This window comes from Janthinobacterium sp. FW305-128 (genome assembly GCF_020858135.1).
Lineage (GTDB): Bacteria > Pseudomonadota > Gammaproteobacteria > Burkholderiales > Burkholderiaceae_D > Janthinobacterium.
This window is the reverse complement of record NZ_JACYMK010000006.1, coordinates 81,784-102,534: the sequence shown is the minus strand read 5'-3', so window position 1 is coordinate 102,534 and position 20,751 is coordinate 81,784. Positions and strand designations below refer to the sequence as shown.

The following is a 20,751-nucleotide window of genomic DNA, read 5'->3' as shown; positions in this document are numbered from 1 at the left end:
TCAATCCTCCTGCGCTGGGAACTGCGGTTTCAGGGTAGCCAGGCTGTCCGTGTTGTTCAGCACTTCCGTCAGCAAGTCTTCCAGCTTGTCGTTGCCGGCCAGCTTGTTGCGCAGGTCGGCCAGCTTGGTGCGCGCCTCGAGCAGCTTGCGCAAGGGATCGACCTGGCGCACCACCGATTCCGGGCGGAAGTCGTCCATCGAGCGGAAGTGCAGATCGACGGCGAACGTGCCGCCCGCCTCGCTGAGGCGGTTCGGCACGGCGAAACGGGCCACCGGCTCCACGCCGGCCAGCACTTCGTCGAAGTTGTCGCTGTCGATGGCAACAAACTTGCGGTCCTTCAGACGTTTTTTCTCGCTGTCCGGATTGCCGCCAAAATCACCGAGCACGCCGACCACGAAGGGCAGCTCCTTGTTTTCAATCGCGTCGCCAATCTCGACGTCATAGGTCATTTGCACGCGCGGCGCGCGTACCTTTTGCAAGCGTTTTTGCACGCTGTCGGACTTGGGCATGTCGCTTCCTTTGCAAGGGGATGGTGGGGATGCTCGCTTATTTCAGGCCGCTGAACGGGTCGGCCGTGCTTCCTTGCTGCGCCGCGCCCTTCGCCGCCGGCGTACCGGAACCGGCCGCGCGCTTGCCGGCCGCCGGCGGGCGCCTGGCCGGCGGCACCAGGACGTCTTCGCCTATGCTTGCGCGCAGCAGCTTGGCCAGGTCCTGCGCTTCCGAACGCAACGAACCATTCAGATTATTTTGCCGCGACAGATCGGCCAGCGCCTTGCCGGAAAGGCGCAAGCCGCTGACGGCGACGATGCTGTTGGCCACCTTGTCGTCCGGGTCGCGCTCCAGCGCTTCAAGCGCATGGCCGATGGCGTCGCCGTACTGGCCGCGGTCGAACTTCATCTGCGCCATTTGCAGCCACGGCGCCTTGTCGGCGGGATAGCTCGCGCCGCCGCGCTGAAGCAGGGTCATGGCACGCTCGTACTGGCCGGCGCGCGCCGCCGCATCGGCGTCGCTCATCACTTGCGCCAGGGTCGGCGCGGCAGGTTTTGGGGACACCGACTGGTCCGGCGTGGCGCAGGCGGCCAGCAACAAGGCGCTGGCGAGGCAGACAATACGGAGCGATATCGTGGCTGGCTTCATCGGGGGTACTCCTTCACGTGGAGGACGCTACCGCTGGGAAAGATGGGCGGCGTGAAGACTATTATTGATCGGCAATTTTTTACCAAATTGAGATTAATCAGCAAAGAAGAAGTTCCACGCTACAGCCGCGTAGGACGACATGAATCCTGATCTGGCGCAGTAATTGTCTTGATCGCAGACCGATCTTGCGCCAACGCAAGCAGGTCGCCCGTGCATGCGTTTAAATGACTGCAACACTTTTGTTTCCACACTACATCTTGCAAAGGTCGCCCATGCCACCTGACGCCCTGGTCCGCCCGGCCCGCGCCACCGCGCTACCGCTGCTGGCATTGCTGCAAGCGTTGCTGCTGACCGGCTGCGCGGGCGGCGCCATCGGCAGCCTGGCCAACGCGGCGCTGCAAATGGCCGGCGTGGCCAAGCCGCCGCCGGAACTGCCCGACGCGCAGCAGCCGCCGCGCAATGTCAGCATCCGCCTGCACGCGGCGCAGCGCCTGAACACCGATGCCGACGGCCGGCCGCTGGCGCTGGTGGCGCGCATCTACAAGCTGCGCCAGAGCGCCGCCTTCGAGCAGGCGCCTTACGACAGCTTCCTCGACGCGCAGCGCGAAAAAGCGGCGCTGGGCGCCGACCTGATGGAAGTCAAAGAGGTGCTGCTGGTGCCGGGCCAGCGCTACGAAGTGCAGGAAAAAGTCAGCAAGGAAGCGTATTTCATCGGCGTCGTGGCCCTGTTCCGCGCGCCTGCGACACAGCGCTGGCGCGCCACCTTTGCCGCCGCCGACGCGGAACGCAGCGGCATCACCGTCGGCCTGCATGCCTGCGCGCTCAGCATCAGCGGCACGTCCACGCTGTCGGCCGCGCGCTGCCAATAGCACCAACAGACACGCCACACATTCAAGGAGAAACGAGATGGGCATGGCAGCGAAAGTCTTGTGGGGAGAAGGCCTGTTCCTGCGGCCGCAGCATTTCCAGCGCCAGGATCAGTATCACGAAGCGCGCCTGCATCACACGGCCAGCGCGCTGCATCCCTACCTGTGGGGCGTGGCGCACATGGAGTGGGACCTGGCGGCGCTGAAGACGGGCACCCTGCGCCTGCAGGCCCTGTCGGCCATCTTCCGCGACGGCGAAGTGTTCGAGGCACTGGGCGACGGCGCGCCCGGCAGCGATATCCTGCCCCCGCCGGTGGACCTGGAAGCGCTGCCGCCGGCGGTGCAGGAAGTGACGTATTACGCGGCCCTGCCCATCCTCAACCGCGAAGGCGTGAATTACACGGCGCAGGCGCCAAATGCCGGTACGCCGGCGGCCACGCGCTTCGCGCACGCCATGCGCGCCACGCCCGACCTGTTTACGGAGTCCGCCGTGGCCGACGTGGCCTATCTGAAAAAGACCGTGCGCCTGATTCCCGACAGCGAGGCGCGCGGCTCCTACGACTGCCTGCCGCTGATCGCCCTGCGGCGCACGGTATCGGGCGGCTTCGAACCCGTGCCCTCGTTCATGGCGCCCAGCCTGGCGATCGCCGGCGCGCCGCGCCTGCAAGGCGTGCTGGAACACCTGCTCGACGCCTTGCAGGCGAAAGTGAGCGCGCTGCACGGCCACCACCGCGAACCGAGCCGCAACGTGATCGAATTCCGCTCGGGCGACGTGTCCTCGTTCTGGCTGCTGCATACGGTCAGCACGGCCGCCGCCGCGCTGATGCACTATGTGCGCCACCCAGCCCTGCATCCGGAGCGCCTGTACGAGGCGCTGCTGGGCCTGGCGGGCGGCCTGCTCAGCTACTCCAAGCACTACACCCTGGCCAGCCTGCCCGCCTACGACCACGCGCAGCCGGGCGCCTGCTTCGACGCCATCGATACGATCATCCGCGAACTGCTCGACACCGTCATCTCGTCGAAGTATTTTTCCATCGCCCTGCTGGAAGACAAGCCGTCTTACTACCTGGGCAAGCTCGATTCGGGCAAGATCGACCAGCACACCACCCTGTACCTGGCGATACGCGCCGCCATGCCCGCCATCGAGCTGGTGGAGGTGGTGCCCGTGCGGGTGAAAGTGGGCGCGCCCGACGACGTGGAAAAATGCGTGCTCACCGCGATGCCCGGCCTGAAGCTGTCGCATGCGCCACAAGTGCCGGCGGCCATCCCCGTGCGGCCCGACACCTATTATTTTGCGATTGAAAACCGCGGCGCGCTGTACGAGCAGATGCTCAAGGCGCAGTCGATTTCCGTCTACGTGCCGGCCGGCATACGCGACCTGCAGCTGGAACTGATCGCGGTGACGGCATGAGCCAGCTCATCGAACGGCGCGCGGCGCCCTCCCTGCTGGGACCACGCGGTGCCGCCCCGGCAGGCAGCAGCCGGCATGCGGGCAGCGCCCTGCTGGACCTGATGCACGAAGGCTTTTACATGCTGTTCATGCTGAAGCACGGTTCAGCGCCCGGCGACGAGCAAAGCTTCATGGACCGCATCACGGCCTTCCTCGACGACTTCGAACGCGAAGCGAAAAAGATCCGCGCCGACGGCGACGATATCGAGGCGGCCAAGTATGCGTTCTGCGCGGCCGTCGATGAAATCATCCTCGCCTCGCCGTTCTCCCTGCGCAAACAGTGGGAGCGGCGCCCGCTGCAGCTGCTGATCTTCGGCGACCAGCTGGCCGGCGAACACTTCTTCGACCGCCTCGACGCCTTGCGCGGCAAGGGCGCCATGCGCGTGCAGGCGCTGCAGGTGTTCCACATGTGTTTATTGCTGGGATTCCAGGGCAAGTATGCGATCGACGGCGGCGAAAAACTCAGCTATCTGACGGCGCGCCTGGGCGACGAGATCGCCCACATCAAGGGCAAGAGCCGCGGCTTCGCGCCGCGCGCGGAACGCCCCGACCAGGTGGTCAACAAACGCGGCAGCGACGTGCCGCTGTGGGCGCTGTCGAGCTTTTTCGCCCTGCTGGCCATCTGCGCCTACCTCGGATTGAAAACGCATCTGACGCGCGGCACGCAAACGACCCTGGCCGCGTATGCGGACCTGGTCAAGCTGGCGCCTCGGCCCGCGCACCTGACCATTACTCTGCCCTGATCATTGCGCATGTCCCATTACGCGTACTTCATTGAGCAATGCGGAACTCGATGCGCCGGTTTCTCGCCCGGCCATCGGCCGTGGCGTTGCTGGCCACGGGACGGTCCGGCCCCTGGCCCGACACCAGCACGGTATCGGCCGCGACGCCCTTGCTGGCCAGGTAGGCGCGCACGGCTTCGGCCCGTGCCTGGCTCAGGGCCACGTTGCTGGCGCGCAGGCCCGTGTCGTCCGTATGGCCGATCACCTCCACCTTGCGGCCCCGCAGCCTGAGCATGGCGGCCGCCATCTCGTCGAGGATGGACTGGCCGGCCGGCGTGATGGTGGCCTTGCCGCTGTCGAATTCAATGATGCGTTTATCGAGCGCCGCATCGAGCAAGCCCTGCTCGGCCTCGGCCGCCTTGACACGCAAGCCATTGTTGACGGTGTAGGTGGGATTGAGGCTGGTGGCGATATCGCTGGCGATCTGCTGGCGCTGCGCCTCGTTCGCCACTTCGCCGCGCACGCTGACGTTGTTGCCGGCTATGCTGATCTGCCCCCGTGAAATCAGCTTCAGGTTCGGCGCGATCAGCTTTTGCACGTAGCCGTTCCAGTTGGCCGGCACCGCCACATTGCCGATGCTGATCTGGTCGACCACGCGCTCGGCGCCATACAGTTCGCGCAGGCGGCCCAGCACGGCCGCCTTGCCCGCCTCGTCGGCCAGGGTGCCCGTGACGAGGATCTGGCCCGGCATCGGCGTCTGCGGCGCTTGCGCCTGGGCGTGGCAGGCAGTGGCGGCAAGCTGCAGCAGGAAGAAAACGGTTGGTTTCATCGCAATCCCTCAGGTAAAGGTATTCGTGAACATGGCGCAGGCCGAGCGCAGCGACAGCTGCTCCTGCTGCAGGCAGGCGGACAACCGGCGCAGCGCCGCATCGCGTCCCAGCTGCTCCTCGACCCAGTCGAGCTGGTCGAAGATGATCAGCCGTTCGCTGCCGGCCTGCGGATCGATCAGCGCGCGCAAGCCGTGCGGGTCTGCGCCGCAAAAGCCGATCACCAGCACGGGCGCCTCGTCGAGGTGGGAAAAGAACAGCGCCAGTTCGAAATCGGCCTGGCGCAGGAAAGGCGCGATCAGGTGCAGCCAGAAGCTGGCCACCAGGTCGCGCAGCTGCGCGTCTTGCGGCAGCGGCAGCACCAGGCTTTTTTCCAGGCGCGGCAAGCCGCTCCGGCGCACCGGCTGCAGCAGCAGGCCCAGGCCCAGCAGCAATTCGCGCACCGTCACGGGGAACGCGGGCGAAGCGAGCATCGTTTGCAGGCCATGCACGGTCTGCGCCTGCAAAAAGGCGGCCAGCCGTGCCGCGTGCTCAGGCGCGGCCGGTTCGATCTCCACCACATTGCCGGCCAGCGCCAGCAAGGCCGGACCCGGCTCCGGGCTGGCCACGATGCCTTGCGACAGCTGCTCCACGCGCTGCCACAGCGGCGCCAGCGCCAGCGGGCTGCAGCCGACAAAGGCTTCGGCGTCGTCGATTTCCAGCGCGCCCATGGCCATGAAGGGAAAGCGCCGCTGCGACTGGTCGTTGCTCGCTTCGAGGCGCCCGGCGATGGCGCGCCGGCTGCGCGTACCGACGAAGGCAAAGCGCAGCGGCGGCAAGGCGTCGTAATTGAGCTTCCAGCGCGGCTCCACCGTCAGCGCAGTCATGACCTGCGCCAGCCAGTCGTCGAGCAGCTGCACCAGCGCGTGATTGTCGCAAGCCTTGATGAAATCGCCGCGCGCGGGGATCTTGCCGAAGTAGCCGAGGCGCACCGGCTGCTGCGCGCGCATCATGGCGACACTCCCGCAGCCGCAGCGATGACCGGCACAGAAGCCGGAGCACCCACGATGGTCTCGGGCAGCTGCATGCCGCGAAAGCCCTGCTCCTGCACCGCCGCAGTTCCGCCCGCACCCGTCGCCGTCGTTTCCGCGCTGCTGGTGATTTTCAGGTCGACCGCCACGGCCACCTCGCCGCGCGCCCAGCGCAGTTCGAACACGCCGCCGTCCTTGCGCTTTTTACTCGCCGCATCGATCATGCGCTTGAGGCCAAATTGTCCCGGCTCGTTGAACAGTTCCACCGTGCGTCCGTCGAAGGTGACGGCCGTGATGCGCGCCCCCTGCATGCCCGCCGCGCCCTGCGGCCCCGGATGGACCATGTTCGTCCACTGCGCAGGCGTGTTGCGGTAGCGCAGCTGCTGGCCGTCGATCTCCACCGTGTATTCCAGGGTGCCCGGTGCGGGCGACGGCTGGATCTGGAACACGGTTTGCGCCGCCGTCGAGGTGGCCGCCACGCCGCCCGCGCCCAGCGGCGCGATCCAGCCGGGGAAGCGCGCCACCACCTGCGGCGACAGGCTGATGCCCATGTCGGCCCAGGTGCGCGGCGCCAACACGTCGCCGCGCCGCACCACCAGGGGCCCCATGGACGTCGTGACGAATTTCGCCACCAGGCCTTCCGGGCCGAAGAACTGCCCGATCTCCAGGTTGCTCGCCTCGATGCGCGCGCTTGGGGCAAACGGATATTTGTTGGCCAGCGATTTCTGGAACGGTTCGTACACCTGCGCCGCCCAGGTCTTGTTGATATCGAGTTCGGCCGGCGCGACGATGACGGCAAAGGTCTGCATGAGCGGGCGCACGAGGATGGGGCGTATCGCCTGCTTTTGCGCGTCGCTCATCCCCGTGAGCAGCTGCTCGTCGACCAGTTTCAGGGCGTCGGCCAGCTCGGAGCCGCTGCCCTCCAAGGTCTGCTGCATGAACTGGCGCGCGCCCGGCCCCGCGTCACCCTGGTTCTTCAGCAGGTTCAAGCGGCTGCGCAGTTTCGACAGCGCTTCCAGGTAGGCGCGCATCAGCGAAGCATTGTTGTCCCTGGCCGCCACCAGCTTGCCCACGCCGGCAAATTCGCGTCCCACGGGGCCCATCGGTTTGTCCAGGCGCGCCGGATCGAGCTGCGCATTGACGCCGGGACTGGCCGTCAGCTGCGACGGCGCGCGGCGCAGCACCGTTTCCTTGAACCACGCGATGATGCCCCTCTCAGCCTTGCGCAATTGGGCATTTTGCAGCGCCGGGTTGTCCCACGAAGTTTCTTCGTAAATTGTCGTCAGCAGTTTGGCGATCGGCGACGACTGCGGGTCGCCCAGGCGGTTCATCGCCTGCACGGCGCCGTCAAAACCCTTCAGGTCGGCGACGGCCACGCCCTGCACGAATTTTTGCCATTCGCGCGCATAGTCGGCCTTGTACATGGCCACGAGGTTTTTCTCGATCTGCTCCGGACTGCCTTCCAGGGTCAAGTCGTCGGTGGAGGCGCTTTTCAGCACCCAGTCGGCGCTTTGCAGTTCGCGGTTGGCGGCGTCGCGAAACGCGCCTTCAACGAACTTTTCCCAGGCCTGGCGCGTAAAGGCGCCGGAGACGGCATAGCTGCCCGCCAGCAGGGCCTGATCCTGTTCGCCGACGATACGCGCCACCGTCATGCCGGGAAAGCGCGTCGAGGCGCGCGCCTTGATGTCGGCATACACGCGCTCGCGCGCCGGCATGCCGCGCACCACGCGGCGCAGGTTTTCGCGCGCCTGGTCGACCAGCGCCAGCTTCTGCTCGATGCGCGGCCAGGACGGGTCGCCGATCTGCGCCAGGTAAAACGTCAGCAGCCGTTCGGCACTGCGTATCATCTGCTCGCGCGGCATGGCGCCCCGGTTGCCCTCCAGCCAGCCGCGCCAGAAACGCGTCATCTGGTCGTTCAGGTGGCTGCTTTCCGCATGCGTCTTGTCGGCCAGCATCAGATAGGTTTTCAGCGCGTTGTAGGCGTCTTCCACATTCGTCGCGCTGGCCGCCTGGTATTGCACGTTGCGCGGCGCGGCGGGCGCCGCAGCGGGCGATGCGGCGCCCGGCGTCTGCGGCGTGCGCGCCGTGGGCTGCAGCTGGTCGGCGCTGGCGTTCATTTCGAACAGCAAGGCTTCCAGCGCGCCCGCCACGGGGGTCAGCATGACCTGGCGCGCGCCGGCGAAATATTCCTCGCGCAGCTTGCGCTCCAGTAAATCGCCCTGATACAGGCCCAGGCGCAAGGACCACGGCCTTTGCTCCCGGTACGCTTCCAGCTGCTCGATGCGGTCCTGCAATATCTCGAGCGCTTCCAGGCGCGATTGCAAGTCCAGGCGTTTCTCCTGCAGCTTCACGACTTTATTCAGATCGGCTTCGACGTTGGCCACCAGTTGGCGGTTGCCCAGGTAGGACCAGCTCCAGCCGCCCAGGCAGGCGCCCAGCGACACGGTGGCGGCAAAGAACACGGCATATTTGAAGCGCAGCCTGGCGCGGTTGGCATAGGTGGCCACCAGGTGCTTGTCGGCAAAAATCACCTTGCGGAACAACTCCAGCAGGAAATAGCCATGCTGGCGCGCGCCCGATGGCGCCGTGGCCGGGGCCGGCGCGAAGGCCAGGTCGAAACGGCGCGCCACCTGCTGCGAGGAGGCACTGACGGGCTCGCCCTCCTGCAGCGCGCTGGTCAAGTAAAAACCGCGGAACACGGGCTGGAACTGGAATGGGTTTTCCTCGAACAGGGTGGCGATGAAGGCGCGCAGGGCCGGCTTGATGGCGGCAAATTCCAGCGGGAAGGTGAACACGCCGGGCGCCATCGTCTTGCGTTGCCGGTGCGCCATGTTGGCCAGGCTCAGCTCCGTCAAGCCATCGTGCAATTCATCGAAGCTCTGGTCGAAAAAACTCAGCAAGTCCGCCGTGGGCAGCTTGCGCTGGTAGGGCATGGTGGCGCCCCATACGCGCTCGCGCTCGCTGCGTTCGGCGTCCGCGAAAAACTCCGTGAAGCCGGCGATCAGGTCCGCCTTGGTAAACACGATGTACAGGGGCGCGAACACTTCCAGGCGCTCGATGACGTCCTGCACGCGCTTGCGCAGGCTGCGCGCCAGCTGCATGCCGACGTCAGGGTCGCCCTTCAATTCGGCGATGCTGACGGCGATGAGGATGCCGTTGATGGGCGCCTTGCGCCGGTATTTTTTCAGCAGGTCGAGAAAGCCGAACCACTCGCCCCGGTGCTCGTCGACGACGGAGTAGCGCCCTGCCGTGTCGAGCACGATGCCGTCCGTGGTGAAAAACCAGTCGCAGTTGCGCGTGCCGCCCACGCCCTGCACGATCTTGCCGTCGGCGAAGGGAAACTGCAGGCCCGAATGCAGGATGGCGCTGCTCTTGCCGGCGGCCGGATTGCCGATGATCATGTACCACGGCAATTCGTACAGGGCGGCGGCGCCCGACTTGAGGCCCAGCTTGGAGGTCTTGATGGTCTCGATGGCGGCCAGCATGCCCGTGCGCACGGCGTCGAGTTCGCCCTGCTGCGTGTTGCTGGCCGTCGAGGACGAGGCCGCCTGCGCGGCGGCGATCTCGGCCTCGTTGAGGATGGCCTGGCCCAGCGCCTGCGCATTGCGCCGCGCGCGGCGACGGCGCCACAGCCACAGGCCCAGCCACGTGACAAAAGCCAGCAGCAGCAAGGCCAGCGCCCAGATCAGTGCCACTTCCAGCACCTCGGCGCCCAGGTACAGGGACACGGCCAGCGCCACGAAGCCGAAGATGGTCAGATTGCGGCTGTCGGTGAGGAAATGCCAGAGTCGTCGCAGCATGATGAGCCCAGGGTGAGGTCGCAAAACAGGAGGAACGCCGCCGCGCAGCGAGGCGGATTCGGCCAATGCTGACAGCAATGCGGCGCGCCTTTGTTGACATACGACAAGTATCTGGTGCCAGCGCACGGCCCGTGCCGGTGTGCAATTGACGCTGCGCAAGTAAGCTTGCAGCGGTGAAATTCAAGCCGGTACGCGGCGCTAGAATGGCTGGCGCGGCTTACTTGCCCGGCCCGCGCGGTTGCGGCAATTCCGTGTGGCCAAAATCCATCATGGTCCAGCGCCCGCCCCAGCGCAGGCCTACCGATTCGGCCGTCACGCCATACAAACGGTAGCCGCGCATGGCCCAGGCATTTTTTTCAGAAATGATGAGCTTTCCTTCATGCATGAATGCGCAATCGGCGGCCAGGCCGTACTGGTGATAGCTCTGAAACGCCCTCGCGTTGGTCACGTTCGGGCCTGCCGCCGCCAGCTGGTCCTGGCGCGCGGGGCTGCGATAGCCCTCCAGCAAGACCATGTCATAGCCATGCATCTCCTTCATGATCTTGAAGGCCAGCAGCAGGCGTTGCGCGAAATCGTGGTCGAGCAATTGCCAGTTGCGGCTGGCGCCGCCCAGCAGCGGGCGCAGCTGCGTGACTTCGGCAGTGGAAAACAGCAGCGGCGGCAAGGTCGGTGGCGGTACCAGCTGTTCGCCCTTCAGCAAATCGCTGACCTGGTCATTGATGACGTGTTGCTGGTCGGCATAGCCGCGCAGGGCGATGCGGTCGCTGGACAGCCAGGCCAGCAGCGGGGGCACGATGACCAGCACGCTGCCTGCCAGGCTCAGCCAGCGATGCCGCCACAGCAATTGCCAGGCGCGTGCCATGCCCGAGCCCGTGTGCTGCTGCACGCGCTGCCACTGCGCGCCGCCGCCCCGCTGCAACCCTTGTGCGCGCCGCTGCATGCGCCAGCCCAGGTTGACGAGCGTGTGCAGCACGATGGCGCGGCCGCCGGGAAACAGCAGCAGCCAGCAAGCGAGACAGGCGAGCAGGAAATACATCAGGACCAGGGCGACAAACATGGGGCGCTCCGTGACGGGAATCGGCGGGGCCGGGCAATCCATTGCTCGGCGGTATCGTTAGATCGTAGGCGTCCGCAGCCCGCATGAGCGCGGTTTACATCAAGGTCAGTCGAATTTGATCCATTGCGGAGGTGATATTTTGTCTTTACTGAAAACCGGGGATGGCCAGGCGCGCGGTCCTGACCTGCTGAGCAAGGCCGGCGCGGCTGGCGCGCGCATCGAAGGCAAGGGTATCCTGTCGCAGCTCGAGCACGGCGCCGCCGCGCCCGCAGCCATGCCGGCCCCGCGCTGGCGCCCCGGCTGGCGGTACGGCGCCGCCGGCGCACTGTGCCTGGCGGTGCTGATCATGGCCGTGCTTGCCTACGACACGGAGGTGCCGCCCCTGCCGCCGGCGCCCGTCACAGCCATGACCGAGATTCCGCCCGCGCCAGCAGCAACGGCGCTGCCGCACGCGGCACAGGCGGCCACCATCGTCAATACGGCGGCGCCGCCCTTGCCTGCTGCGGTCGCCGCCACAGCAAGCACCCCGCCCAAGACGCCGCCGCCCGCGCGCCAGGCGGCCGCCCGCCCACAGGGAGCGAAACCGGCCGCCGCATCCAGCGACAGCGATGTCGCCTTGCTCACGGCGATGGTCGCGCATGCGCACCGGCAGGAAGGCACGACGCCGCCCGTGCGCGACGTGGTGCTGCGCAGGCAGGAACAGGAACAGGGACAGGAACAGGACACGGCGGAGCTGTTGCGGCGCTGTCAGCAGCTGGGCCTGATCGAAGGCATGCTGTGCCGTTCGCGCATCTGCTCGGGCCGCTGGGACAGCGATCCCGCCTGCCATTGAGTGCCCGGGGGAAGCTCAGGCGCGTTCGGAGACTTCGATCAGGTTGCGGTCCGGGTCGCGCAGATAGATAGAACGGATGGGCCAGTTGGCGCCCGTGCGGGCCACCGGTCCTTCCTCGATGGCAATCCCCAGCGCCGCCAGGTGGGCGATGAAGACGTCGAGCGGCACGGCGGCGATGAAGCACAGGTCCAGCGCGCCGGGCGTGGGCAAGTCCGCCTTGGGCAGGAATTCCTTGCCGGCCTCATGCAGATTGATTTTTTGCGCGCCAAACTTGAAGGCGTGGCGGCCGGCGCCAAACGTTTCCAGCTGCATGCCCAGCACGCGCGTATAGAAATCGATACAGGCGCGCTTGTCGCGGGTGGTCAATACCAGATGATCGAGGTGGTCTAGCATGGGTTTCTCGGGTGAGCGGCCGCGTCCATGCGGCCTTGCAAGAAACCTTCCATCAGCGCCAGCAATGCCTGCGGCTGCTCCTGGTGCGGCGTATGGCCGCACTGCTCGACCATGGCGGGCATGGCGTTGAGCGCCTGCGCCACGATCGTATCGACCTGGGCCGCGCTGCCGTACTGGTCCTCGCTGCCCTGCACCACCAGCGCCGGACATTCGACGGAGGGCAGCAGGTACTCGATATTCCAGAACTGGAAACCATAGCTGAGCCAAGTCTCCGACCAGGCCTTGAAGATGGTTTCCGTCTTGTCGCCATGGTATTTCGCCAGCGCGCGCAGCTTGCCCGCGCCAAACGCCGCGTCGGCCACGCGGATGCCATCGAGCGTGATGCCTTCGACAAACACGTGCGCCGCTTCGGTGATGATGCCGCGCAAGCGCGGCGGCTGCTGCGCCGCATAGATCAGGGCGATACTGCCGCCATCGGAGTGGCCGACGAGAAAATGGTCCTGCCCCGGCAGCAGTGCCGCCAGCACTTGCGGCAGCTCGCACAGCGCGTAGTCGTGCAAATAATGGAGTTGGCGCCGCGCCGCCAGCGGCGACGACCGCCCATAGCCATGACGGTCATACAGCAAGCCGCGGCACCCCGTCGCCTGGCATAGCTGCGCGGGAAAATCTTTCCACATCGCACAGCAACCGAGTCCTTCGTGCAGGAATACCAGACAGGGCTTGGCGGGGTCGCCTTCGATCAGTTCGTAATAGATATCGGTTTCGGCACTCAGGTTCAGTATCGGCATGGGCTAGGCTCGCAACGGGTTCCGTATCGGCAGGTCGGCTGGGCCTATTGTGCCATTGTCCTGCGCCGCATGCGTGGCAGCCCCGTAAAAATAGCCTGAGGGAAAATATCTTGCCGCCTGCTTGCAAGGTGTTTGCGCCAGCACAATCGCACGCCGCTTTTCCGGCGGCCCAGCGCGCTTTCCGCCCCCGCGTATGCCTAGAATGAATTACTCCAACAGCATGGAGCAGGCGGCTACCTTATCAGCCAGGACGTGACATTGGCCGTCACGGCAGCACAGATAGGGCGTCTTGCCGCACGACGACAGGCGCGGCGTCCAAACTATCGATCAGGAGTACATCATGGAAATGAAAGTAGAACATCGCACCGGCAGCAACCTGGCACTGGATGAAACCGATACGCCGATGGAGCAGGAAGGCCAAAGCGCCCAAGGCGCGGCCGCACAGGACTTGAACCTGAGTCCCGCTGCCTTCACCACCTACTATACGTGGACGGCCAATGGCGTGCATCCTTCGGTCAACTTCGCCAATGCCAATGTGCACGCCAATTCGCGCGTATTTCTCAATATCAGCGAATATGGCGCGAATCCCCAGGACCGTTTCATCGGCGCCGCCCGCATGGCCGTGTATAACATCGCGCCATACAACGGCGGCTTCCGTGCCTGGGTAGAAATCTCCTGGGGCAGCCCGCTCAAGGTGCGCTTCGACGTGTTTGTCGATCCCTGATCCGGGCATCATTGCGCGTGCCCCTGCCACCAGCGGAATGGCATCGCGCAGGCCGTTGATACACTGACGGGATGGCAAGCATGGATGAAAACCATGCGCACATGACAAAAGGGCCACGTGTTGCCACGTGGCCCTTTGCTGCTGCTTGTTCTGGCTCCCCGACCTGGACTCGAACCAGGGACCTGCGGATTAACAGTCCGTCGCTCTACCAACTGAGCTATCAGGGAAAGGAGGCCGAATTATATACGTCAAAATTTCCCATGTCCAGTCGTTACTACATGGTTGCTGCATGGCCAGCAAAACAGGCAGCCAGGGAGCATGCCTCGCCACGCGGCGGGCCCCGTCTGCGCGCCGCCAGGCAAGATAGTAGAATAGCCATGCCTTGCCGATACGCAAGGCGCACAACGGCATGCCGGCAGCGGGGCGTCAACCACGCCGCCGCGCGGACATGCGCTTGCAAGGTTCGCCTTGCCCCTGGCTGACTGCTCTTACCCGACATGACAGAATCAAGCGCAACCCTGGTAGACAAGGCCGGCAGCGGCGACAGCTCGGCAGAAATTGCCGAACATATGGCGGCCGCCATCGTGGCGCGCCAATTGCCGCCCGGCACGCGGCTGCGCGAAGAGGCGCTGTGCCGGCTGTATGGCGTCAGCCGCACCAAGATCCGCGCCGCCCTGCTGATTCTCTCGAAAGACAAACTCATCCGCATGGTGCCCGACAAGGGCGCCTTCGTCAGCCAGCCCACCGAAGCGGAAGCGCGCGACATCTTTGCCGCGCGGCGCATCATCGAAGCGGCCCTGGCGCGCGAATTCGTCGCGCAGGCCAAACCTGCCGACTACAGGATGCTCGATCGGCACCTGAAAGCGGAACGCCTGGCGCTGGCGCAAGCGACGCCGCTGCGCTCGCAACTGCTGGGCGACTTCCACGTCTTGCTGGCCGATATCGCCGGCAACGCCGTTCTGCGCGACATCGTGCGCGAACTGGTGGGCCGCAGCTCGCTCATCACCATGCTGTACCAGTCGGGTCACGCGGCCGCCTGCTCGTGCGACGAACACGGCCGCTTTCTCGATGCGGCACGCAGCGGCGACGCCGATCTGGCGGCCCACATGATGGTCGAGCACCTGGCGCATGTGGAAGCGGCCTTGCGCTTCGACGGCAGCGCCGGCGACGCCAAAAAAGACCTGGTCGCCGCGCTGCTGATGTAAGCGGCGCCAAAAGCAAAAGGCCGCCCTGCTGATGCGCGGGCGGCCTTGTCAGTGCTTGCAGGCAAACTTGCTATTCGCCCAGGTAGATGAACTTGAACAGGAAGATGGCGGCGATGATGTAGGCCACTACCGATACCTGCTTGCCCTTGCCCGTCAACAGTTTCAATACCGCATAGGTGATGAAACCGAAGGCCACGCCGCTGGCCACCGAATACGTAAACGGCATCATCAGCGCCGTGATGGCGGCCGGGATGCTTTCCGTGCTGTCATCCCAGTCGATATACGTCAGTTCGCGCAGCATCAGGCAGGCCACGTACAGCAGCGCGGGCGCCGTCGCGTACGGCGGCACCGTGTGCGCCAGCGGGGCGAAGAACAGGCTGCCCAGGAACAGCAGCGCGACGGCGACGGCCGTCAAACCCGTACGTCCGCCCGCTTGCACACCGGCAGCGCTTTCGACGAAGGCGGTGGTGCTCGACGTGCCCAAGCAGGCGCCGGCGGCGATCGCCGTGCTGTCGGCCAGCAAGGCCTTGTTCATGCGTTCCATCTTGCCGTCTTTCAACAAGCCGGCACGGTTGGCCACGCCCATCAGGGTGCCCGTCGCATCGAACAATTCAACAAGGAAAAATACCAGCACCACGTTGACGATGCCGATCGACAGCGCGCCCATGATGTCGAGCTTGAACAGGGTCGGTTCGATGGCGGGCGGCGCCGAGACGATGCCGTTGAACTGGTTGCCGCCGAAGAAGAAGCTGGCAATGGTGATGGTGAGGATGCCGATCAGGATGGCGCCCGGCACTTTCAGGCGGTCCAGCGCGACGATGATGAAGAAACCGAGGATGGCCAGGATGGGCGCCGCCTGGTGCAAGTCGCCCAGTGCGATGATGGTGGCGGGGTTCGACACCACCACGCCCGCGCTTTTCAGCGAAATGATGGCCAGGAACAGGCCGATACCCACCGTGATCGCCGTGCGCAGCGCGGGCGGGATGCTGTTGATGATCATCTCGCGTATCTTGAACAGGCTGACCAGAATGAACAGGCAGCCGGAAATGAAGACGGCGCCCAGCGCCACTTCCCAGCTCATGCCCATGCCCTTGACCACCGTGTACGAGAAATACGCATTCAAGCCCATGCCCGGCGCCAGCGCGATCGGGTAGTTCGCGTACAGGCCCATGATCAGGGTGCCGATGGCGGCCGCCAGGCAGGTGGCGACAAAAACGGAGTCTTTCGGCATGCCCGCGTCACCGAGGATGGACGGGTTGACGAAGATGATGTAGGCCATCGTCAGGAACGTGGTCAGGCCGGCCAGCAGCTCCGTGCGCACATTGGTCCCGTTGTCCTTCAGTTTGAAATAGCGTTCCAGGAACTGCATGATTAACCCCTTGTTTTGGTAAAACCGCGCGCCTGGTCTTGGACTATGCGCATCTTTTTTTCTTGCAACAACTACTTACTTGCTTACTTGCTTACTTGATTACTTGCCTGGCGCGCCGGCCGGCTTGAAGGCCCACCAGCGGCTGCCCGCGAAATTCCAGACCAGCCCGATGCCCGTCGCCAGCACCTGCGCCAGCCAGTAATACCAGCCCAGCTGGTGTACCAGCAGCCACATCAGCCCCGTATTGATGCACCAGCCGATGCCCAGCAAGGTGAAATACTTGCTGGCCGCCTCGCCATGGCCCTTGTCGCTTTTAAACGTGAAAAAGTAATTCAGGAGGTAGTTGACGACGGAACCGAGGATGTAGCCGATGCCGGACGCGGCGGCAGCGCTGATGCCCGCCCATCCCACACCGCCCCACAGCACGCTGTATTGCACGGCCGTGCCGGAAGCGCCGACGGCGGCGAAACGCAAGAATTGGTGATGCAGGGAATGGGACATTGTCAATTTTCAAATGAACGATAGCAGGATCGGGCCAGAATAAAAAATGGCTACGATTGCTCGTAACCATTTTTCAGCCTGCATTTTACTGCAAGTTGCGCCCAACGTTCATATTCGCCGCCGATACTCCACGGCTCCGATGCCTATTTCTTGACTTGACGGCGCCGGCGCAGCCACACGCACAGCGCGATCAGCAACAAGATGGCCGCGATGCCGCCCGGCAGCATGAACGGTTGCGCCCGCGCCAGCACGGGTTTTTCGCCGCCGCTGCGCGCCTGCGCCACGTAGGCAGGCGTCACCGACACATCCGGGTTGCCATACTGTTTCAGCACGTAATTGGCGATCGAGGCGATCTGCTCGTCCGTCAAGGGCTGCACGTACGAGCGCTGGTCGAAACGGGGCATGAACGCTTCGTGCTCTTCCCCTTCGATCTTGCGCTCGACGCCAAACAGGATGGCCGAGACCAGGTTGGCCGGCGTGTTGCCGCCCGTCGCCGTGTTGTTGAACAGGGCCGGATAACTTTGCCCCGTGCTGCCGGCGCCGTTGGCCGAATGGCAGCTGACGCAATAGCCGGAAAACAGCACCGCGCCGCTATTCAAGGAATGGCGCTCGGTGGCGCCGGCCATGCCGCGCAATGCCGCTTCCTCGCTGGCGGCGCTGCCGTGGCTGAAGGCAGCCTTGGTCTGCCCCGGCGCGCGCACGGGCGGCACGGTACGCAGCCACGCGACGATGGCGGCCACGTCGTCGTCGCGCAAGAATTGCAGGCTGTTCTGGATGGCTTCGGCCATGCCGCCCGCCGCCTGCCCCTTGCCTTCCACATGACCCGTCTTCAGGTAAGCCGTGAGTTCCGCATCCGTCCACGCGCCGACGCCGCTGACCTTGTCGGACGTGATGTTCGGCGCATGCCAGGAGCCGAGCGCGGCGCCCGCCAGGGTCTGGCTGCCGATCTCCCCCATCAGCATATTGCGCGGCGTATGGCAGGCGCTGCAGTGCGCCAGCCCTTCGGCCAGGTAGGCGCCGCGGTTGATCTGCGCGCTCTTCGCCGGATCGGGCACGAAGCGTTTATTGTCAAGGAACAAGGTGTTCCAGCCCAGCATGGACAGGCGCACATTGAACGGGAATGGCAGGGCCGTCTGGCGCGCCGGTTCATCGACGGGCTGTACGGCCTGCATGAAGTAGTAATACAGGTCGCCCACGTCCGCATCCGTCAGCTGCGCATAGCTGGTGTAGGGCATGGCCGGATACAGATGACTGCCATCGGCGCGCACGCCTGCGCGCAGGGCGCGCGCAAAGTCGGCTTCCGTGTAGCGGCCGATGCCGCCTTTTTTGGAGGGCGTGATATTCGTCGCGTAGATCGTGCCCAGCGGCGAATCGATGGCGTAGCCGCCCGCATACGGCTTGCCGCCCGCCGCCGTATGGCAGGCCATGCAGTCGGCCGCGATAGCCAGGTAGCGGCCCCGCTCCAGCCGTGCATCGGGCTTGGCGGCTGTGCTTGCGGCCGGCGCGGACGGACGGTCCGGCGTCAGGGTGACGGGCGGCGCCGGCGGCACAGGTGGTAAAGCACGCGCGGCCAGCGGCAAGCCGGCCGCCAGGGTCAGGCCCAGCAAGAAACGGCGCATCATGCAGCCTCCCTTGCCAGGGTGCGGGCGATGTCGTCGGCCGCGCGCAAGCCGAGCGCGGCCATGCTGAGGGTCGTGTTGACGACGCTGGCCGATGGCATGGCGCCGCCGCCCGGCAGCCACAGGTTGGCATGGTCGTGGGCGCGGCAATTGCCGTCGACCACGGAGTCAAGACGGTTACTGCCCATGATGACGCCGCCCATGATGTGGTTATTCGCATTCAGGCTGTCGGTGATATGGAATTCCACGGCGCCGAACAGCTTGCCGATGTGTTCGAGCTGCGCATGCGCGGCCTTCGCGCCATTGCGCACGTAATCGCCCACGTCATAGTAGATGTCGGGACAGGCCAGGCCCAGCGGGTCCTTGCGCGTCTTGCTCAAGGTCAAACGGTTGTGCGCTTCGGGCAGCGGTTCCAGGCTGATCGACAGGTCCACGCCGAACGCGGCGCGTCGACGGATTTCATCGTCGAGATCCTTGCCCACCAGGCCCAGCTTCAATGACTGCTGCGTTGCAGGTCCGACCCTGGTGATGTTGTTCAGGATCATCTTGTTGGCCGAATACTGTGCGCGGAAGGCGCCGTCGCGCGGGCCCACCAGGCAGCTGCTTTGCGCGGGGCCACGGCCCGTCCAGATCGGTTCATTGGCCAGGAAGGTACAGTGGAAACCCGAGTGGTCCATCATGTTGCGGCCGACCTGGTCCGAACTGTTGGCGATGCCGTTCGGATTATTCTGGTTCGCCGCCAGCAGCAGCAAACGGGGCGTTTCGATGCCGTTGCAGGCGATGACGAAGGCCTTGCCCGTCGCCATGTGCGACTGTTTCTTGGCGTCGTACCAGTGCACGGCGGTGACGCGATTGTTCTGGTCCGTGTCGATGCGGTAGACGACGGCCTCGGCCAGCACGCCAGCGCCTTTCAGCTCGGCCCGCTCCACGTGGTGGATGCCGTTGTACATGGCGCCGATCGGGCAGATCGGCTGGCAATTGTTATTGCCGCAGCACGTGGGACGGCCCTGCCATGGGCGCGTCGAACGCCCTTGCGGAATCGGCACGGAACGGTAGCCGTGCGGGTTGACCACTTCGGCGAAGCGCTTGTCGCCATAGCCCCAGGGCACCATGTCCATCGGGTACGGCGCGCTGCGCTCGCTGGGCGACTGCAAGGCGGGATCGTTGGGGCCGGCCACGCCCATTTCCTGCTCGGCGCGGCAATAGTAGGGTTCCAGTTCATCATAGGAAATGGCCCAGTCGCGCCCGACGCCGTAATCGCTCTTCATGCGCATGTCCGACGGCAAATGGCGCCAGCACGACGCGGCCCAATGCCAGGTCGTGCCGCCCACCGTGCGCAGATAGCCCTGCTGGAAACTGCTGCCGCTGGGGCCGGACAATTCCACATAGTTATTCTTCGGAAAATACAGGGGCGCGGGCGCATTGTCCGCCTGCGGATACAGGCCCTGGAAGTCGGAACCGACGCGGTTCTCGAACGGCATGTTGCGCCAGTTTTCCACGGCTTGTCCCCGCTCGATGCGCAGGCCCGCTTCCAGCATGATCACGGAATGGCCTTGCGCGGCCAGCTGGTCGGCCATCATGGCGCCGACGACACCCGTGCCGACGATGACGACATCGGCGACGACGTCGCCATTACTCTTGAATTGCGGTGATTTCATTTTGCTTGCTTGCCTTTCGGTTCGGGAGTGCCGGTAGTGGCCGGGGCCGGTACGGGTTTGGGCGCCACGGGCGCGGAGACGCGCACGGCCGGCGGCGCCTTCAGCCACCAGAGAGGGCCGTAATTGCAATAGGTCGGCACGACCTGGCCATCGGCCACCGTGCGGTACATCAAGGCTTCCGCATACGCGACGACGATGGACTTCGTGCCCTGCTCAGCATGGCCGGCGACGGTGCCCGTGTACCAGGCGGCGACGATGGCCAGCGCCAGCTCACGTAAGCCGGCGTCCGTAGCGGTGGCGGCCGCCAGCAGGGCCTTGGCTTCCTGGCCCGTGACGAGCAGCGCGCCCAGCTGCGGCAAGCGCTCGGCGAAACCGGGCACGTTCGTGCGCATGGCTTGCTCGATGCGCGCCGCCGTCGCGGCGGACAGATCGCGGTGGCCCGTGATGGTTTGCGACAAGGTGTAGAACAGCATCGTGGCAGGCGCCAGGCCGGGCGCCGGAGCGCTGGCTGGCGCCGGCATGGCGGCCGAGAGCGGATTGCTCCAGAAACCGGCCTGCGCCAGCAAGGCGGCCAGGCCGATCAGGGCGTGGCGGCGGCTGATGCGGGGAAGGGATGAAACGGATGTTGCAGATGGTTCGCTGCCTGGATAGTTCATGAGACTCCCGCAAGACTTGTTGTTTTATTGACTTCGATGGTTGCGCCACATTGCATTTGCGCATAAATGGAACCGGTTCCACATTATCCTACAGAAGTAAATTGTCTGCCAATGTAGTATTACTATTGAGAATTTG

19 protein-coding genes and 1 tRNA gene are annotated in these 20,751 nt (G+C 65.1%); 6 read left to right on the top strand and 14 right to left on the bottom strand.

The genetic code is table 11. The features are described from left to right. Both tssB and IGS60_RS14110 read right to left on the bottom strand, forming a co-directional pair. A complete protein-coding gene (tssB, locus tag IGS60_RS14115; RefSeq protein ID WP_230505073.1) occupies positions 1–510 on the bottom strand; it encodes a type VI secretion system contractile sheath small subunit in 510 nt (169 codons plus the stop codon). 37 nt (positions 511–547) lie between these two features. Further along, complete coding sequence (locus IGS60_RS14110) at positions 548–1,138, bottom strand: hypothetical protein (protein WP_230505071.1); 591 nt, start codon at positions 1,136–1,138, stop codon at positions 548–550. A 272-nt stretch (positions 1,139–1,410) separates the two neighbouring features. Here IGS60_RS14110 and tssJ point away from each other — a divergent pair, with 272 nt between their 5' ends. The 3 genes from tssJ to icmH are packed head-to-tail and all read left to right on the top strand — an operon-like array spanning position 1,411 to position 4,197. Next, positions 1,411–2,007: a type VI secretion system lipoprotein TssJ gene (gene tssJ, locus IGS60_RS14105; RefSeq protein ID WP_230505068.1), complete on the top strand. Its 597-nt coding sequence runs from the start codon at positions 1,411–1,413 to the stop codon at positions 2,005–2,007. Between the two features lie 37 nt (positions 2,008–2,044). Next, on the top strand, positions 2,045–3,415 hold the full coding sequence (tssK, locus tag IGS60_RS14100) for a type VI secretion system baseplate subunit TssK (protein ID WP_230505066.1): 1,371 nt from the start codon (positions 2,045–2,047) through the stop codon (positions 3,413–3,415). Continuing rightward, entirely contained in the window at positions 3,412–4,197 is a 786-nt protein-coding gene (icmH, locus tag IGS60_RS14095) for a type IVB secretion system protein IcmH/DotU (protein WP_230505064.1), read from the top strand. Before tssK ends, icmH begins: the two co-directional genes overlap by 4 nt. Before the next feature lie 28 nt (positions 4,198–4,225). On the opposite strand, the gene IGS60_RS14090 is transcribed toward icmH, so the two are convergent. From IGS60_RS14090 to IGS60_RS14075, 4 genes are all read right to left on the bottom strand, one after another. After that, positions 4,226–5,005 (bottom strand): OmpA family protein, encoded by a 780-nt coding sequence (locus IGS60_RS14090; RefSeq protein WP_230505062.1) that lies wholly within the window; start codon positions 5,003–5,005, stop codon positions 4,226–4,228. Between the two features lie 9 nt (positions 5,006–5,014). Further along, positions 5,015–5,995: a type VI secretion system-associated protein TagF gene (gene tagF, locus IGS60_RS14085; protein WP_230505060.1), complete on the bottom strand. Its 981-nt coding sequence runs from the start codon at positions 5,993–5,995 to the stop codon at positions 5,015–5,017. Beyond that, positions 5,992–9,813 (bottom strand): type VI secretion system membrane subunit TssM, encoded by a 3,822-nt coding sequence (gene tssM, locus IGS60_RS14080; protein WP_230505057.1) that lies wholly within the window; start codon positions 9,811–9,813, stop codon positions 5,992–5,994. The genes tagF and tssM overlap by 4 nt, the downstream gene beginning before the upstream one ends. 217 nt (positions 9,814–10,030) lie before the next feature. Then, a complete protein-coding gene (locus IGS60_RS14075; RefSeq protein WP_230505056.1) occupies positions 10,031–10,870 on the bottom strand; it encodes a M15 family metallopeptidase in 840 nt (279 codons plus the stop codon). A gap of 139 nt (positions 10,871–11,009) precedes the next feature. On the opposite strand from IGS60_RS14075, the gene IGS60_RS14070 reads away from it, so the two are divergent. After that, positions 11,010–11,702 carry a hypothetical protein gene (locus IGS60_RS14070; protein ID WP_230505054.1) on the top strand — a complete coding sequence of 231 codons (693 nt, stop codon included), beginning with the start codon at positions 11,010–11,012 and terminating at the stop codon, positions 11,700–11,702. A gap of 15 nt (positions 11,703–11,717) precedes the next feature. Here IGS60_RS14070 and IGS60_RS14065 read toward each other — a convergent pair whose 3' ends face one another. Together IGS60_RS14065 and IGS60_RS14060 are read right to left on the bottom strand one after the other, a co-directional pair. Beyond that, positions 11,718–12,095, bottom strand: coding sequence for a VOC family protein (locus IGS60_RS14065; RefSeq protein WP_230505052.1), 378 nt, complete (start codon positions 12,093–12,095; stop codon positions 11,718–11,720). After that, positions 12,089–12,883, bottom strand: coding sequence for an alpha/beta fold hydrolase (locus IGS60_RS14060; RefSeq protein WP_230505050.1), 795 nt, complete (start codon positions 12,881–12,883; stop codon positions 12,089–12,091). The genes IGS60_RS14065 and IGS60_RS14060 overlap by 7 nt, the downstream gene beginning before the upstream one ends. Before the next feature lie 340 nt (positions 12,884–13,223). Here IGS60_RS14060 and IGS60_RS14055 point away from each other — a divergent pair, with 340 nt between their 5' ends. Next, positions 13,224–13,607, top strand: a complete 384-nt coding sequence (locus IGS60_RS14055) for a hypothetical protein (protein WP_227742012.1) — start codon at positions 13,224–13,226, stop codon at positions 13,605–13,607. Positions 13,608–13,758: 151 nt separating this feature from the next. Here the strand turns inward: IGS60_RS14055 and IGS60_RS14050 are convergent. Further along, positions 13,759–13,834, bottom strand: a tRNA-Asn gene (locus IGS60_RS14050). A 270-nt stretch (positions 13,835–14,104) separates the two neighbouring features. Between IGS60_RS14050 and IGS60_RS14045 the strand changes: the two genes are divergently transcribed. Continuing rightward, entirely contained in the window at positions 14,105–14,812 is a 708-nt protein-coding gene (locus IGS60_RS14045; protein WP_230505048.1) for a GntR family transcriptional regulator, read from the top strand. 70 nt (positions 14,813–14,882) lie between these two features. On the opposite strand, the gene IGS60_RS14040 is transcribed toward IGS60_RS14045, so the two are convergent. The 5 genes from IGS60_RS14040 to IGS60_RS14020 form a co-directional block, all read right to left on the bottom strand. Next, positions 14,883–16,181 (bottom strand): NCS2 family permease, encoded by a 1,299-nt coding sequence (locus tag IGS60_RS14040; protein WP_230505046.1) that lies wholly within the window; start codon positions 16,179–16,181, stop codon positions 14,883–14,885. 99 nt (positions 16,182–16,280) lie between these two features. Then, a complete protein-coding gene (locus IGS60_RS14035) occupies positions 16,281–16,682 on the bottom strand; it encodes a GtrA family protein (RefSeq protein WP_230505044.1) in 402 nt (133 codons plus the stop codon). Between the two features lie 143 nt (positions 16,683–16,825). After that, entirely contained in the window at positions 16,826–18,304 is a 1,479-nt protein-coding gene (locus IGS60_RS14030) for a cytochrome c (protein WP_230505042.1), read from the bottom strand. Then, positions 18,301–19,959 carry a GMC family oxidoreductase gene (locus tag IGS60_RS14025; protein ID WP_034788982.1) on the bottom strand — a complete coding sequence of 553 codons (1,659 nt, stop codon included), beginning with the start codon at positions 19,957–19,959 and terminating at the stop codon, positions 18,301–18,303. Before IGS60_RS14025 ends, IGS60_RS14030 begins: the two co-directional genes overlap by 4 nt. Further along, positions 19,956–20,615, bottom strand: coding sequence for a sorbitol dehydrogenase family protein (locus IGS60_RS14020; protein WP_230505040.1), 660 nt, complete (start codon positions 20,613–20,615; stop codon positions 19,956–19,958). The genes IGS60_RS14025 and IGS60_RS14020 overlap by 4 nt, the downstream gene beginning before the upstream one ends. Positions 20,616–20,751: the final 136 nt, after the last annotated feature.

Excerpts from the sequence above, each read along its gene's own strand:
- IGS60_RS14110 (WP_230505071.1), bottom strand. The coding sequence starts at position 1,138 with ATGAAGCCAGCCACGATATCGCTCCGTATTGTCTGCCTCGCCAGCGCC.
- IGS60_RS14065 (WP_230505052.1), bottom strand. The coding sequence starts at position 12,095 with ATGCTAGACCACCTCGATCATCTGGTATTGACCACCCGCGACAAGCGC.
- tssK (WP_230505066.1), top strand. The coding sequence starts at position 2,045 with ATGGGCATGGCAGCGAAAGTCTTGTGGGGAGAAGGCCTGTTCCTGCGG.
- tssB (WP_230505073.1), bottom strand. The coding sequence starts at position 510 with ATGCCCAAGTCCGACAGCGTGCAAAAACGCTTGCAAAAGGTACGCGCG.
- IGS60_RS14045 (WP_230505048.1), top strand. The coding sequence starts at position 14,105 with ATGACAGAATCAAGCGCAACCCTGGTAGACAAGGCCGGCAGCGGCGAC.
- IGS60_RS14090 (WP_230505062.1), bottom strand. The coding sequence starts at position 5,005 with ATGAAACCAACCGTTTTCTTCCTGCTGCAGCTTGCCGCCACTGCCTGC.
- IGS60_RS14025 (WP_034788982.1), bottom strand. The coding sequence starts at position 19,959 with ATGAAATCACCGCAATTCAAGAGTAATGGCGACGTCGTCGCCGATGTC.
- IGS60_RS14020 (WP_230505040.1), bottom strand. The coding sequence starts at position 20,615 with ATGAACTATCCAGGCAGCGAACCATCTGCAACATCCGTTTCATCCCTT.
- tssJ (WP_230505068.1), top strand. The coding sequence starts at position 1,411 with ATGCCACCTGACGCCCTGGTCCGCCCGGCCCGCGCCACCGCGCTACCG.
- IGS60_RS14075 (WP_230505056.1), bottom strand. The coding sequence starts at position 10,870 with ATGTTTGTCGCCCTGGTCCTGATGTATTTCCTGCTCGCCTGTCTCGCT.
- icmH (WP_230505064.1), top strand. The coding sequence starts at position 3,412 with ATGAGCCAGCTCATCGAACGGCGCGCGGCGCCCTCCCTGCTGGGACCA.
- IGS60_RS14035 (WP_230505044.1), bottom strand. The coding sequence starts at position 16,682 with ATGTCCCATTCCCTGCATCACCAATTCTTGCGTTTCGCCGCCGTCGGC.
- IGS60_RS14060 (WP_230505050.1), bottom strand. The coding sequence starts at position 12,883 with ATGCCGATACTGAACCTGAGTGCCGAAACCGATATCTATTACGAACTG.
- IGS60_RS14040 (WP_230505046.1), bottom strand. The coding sequence starts at position 16,181 with ATGCAGTTCCTGGAACGCTATTTCAAACTGAAGGACAACGGGACCAAT.
- tssM (WP_230505057.1), bottom strand. The coding sequence starts at position 9,813 with ATGCTGCGACGACTCTGGCATTTCCTCACCGACAGCCGCAATCTGACC.
- IGS60_RS14055 (WP_227742012.1), top strand. The coding sequence starts at position 13,224 with ATGGAAATGAAAGTAGAACATCGCACCGGCAGCAACCTGGCACTGGAT.
- tagF (WP_230505060.1), bottom strand. The coding sequence starts at position 5,995 with ATGATGCGCGCGCAGCAGCCGGTGCGCCTCGGCTACTTCGGCAAGATC.
- IGS60_RS14030 (WP_230505042.1), bottom strand. The coding sequence starts at position 18,304 with ATGATGCGCCGTTTCTTGCTGGGCCTGACCCTGGCGGCCGGCTTGCCG.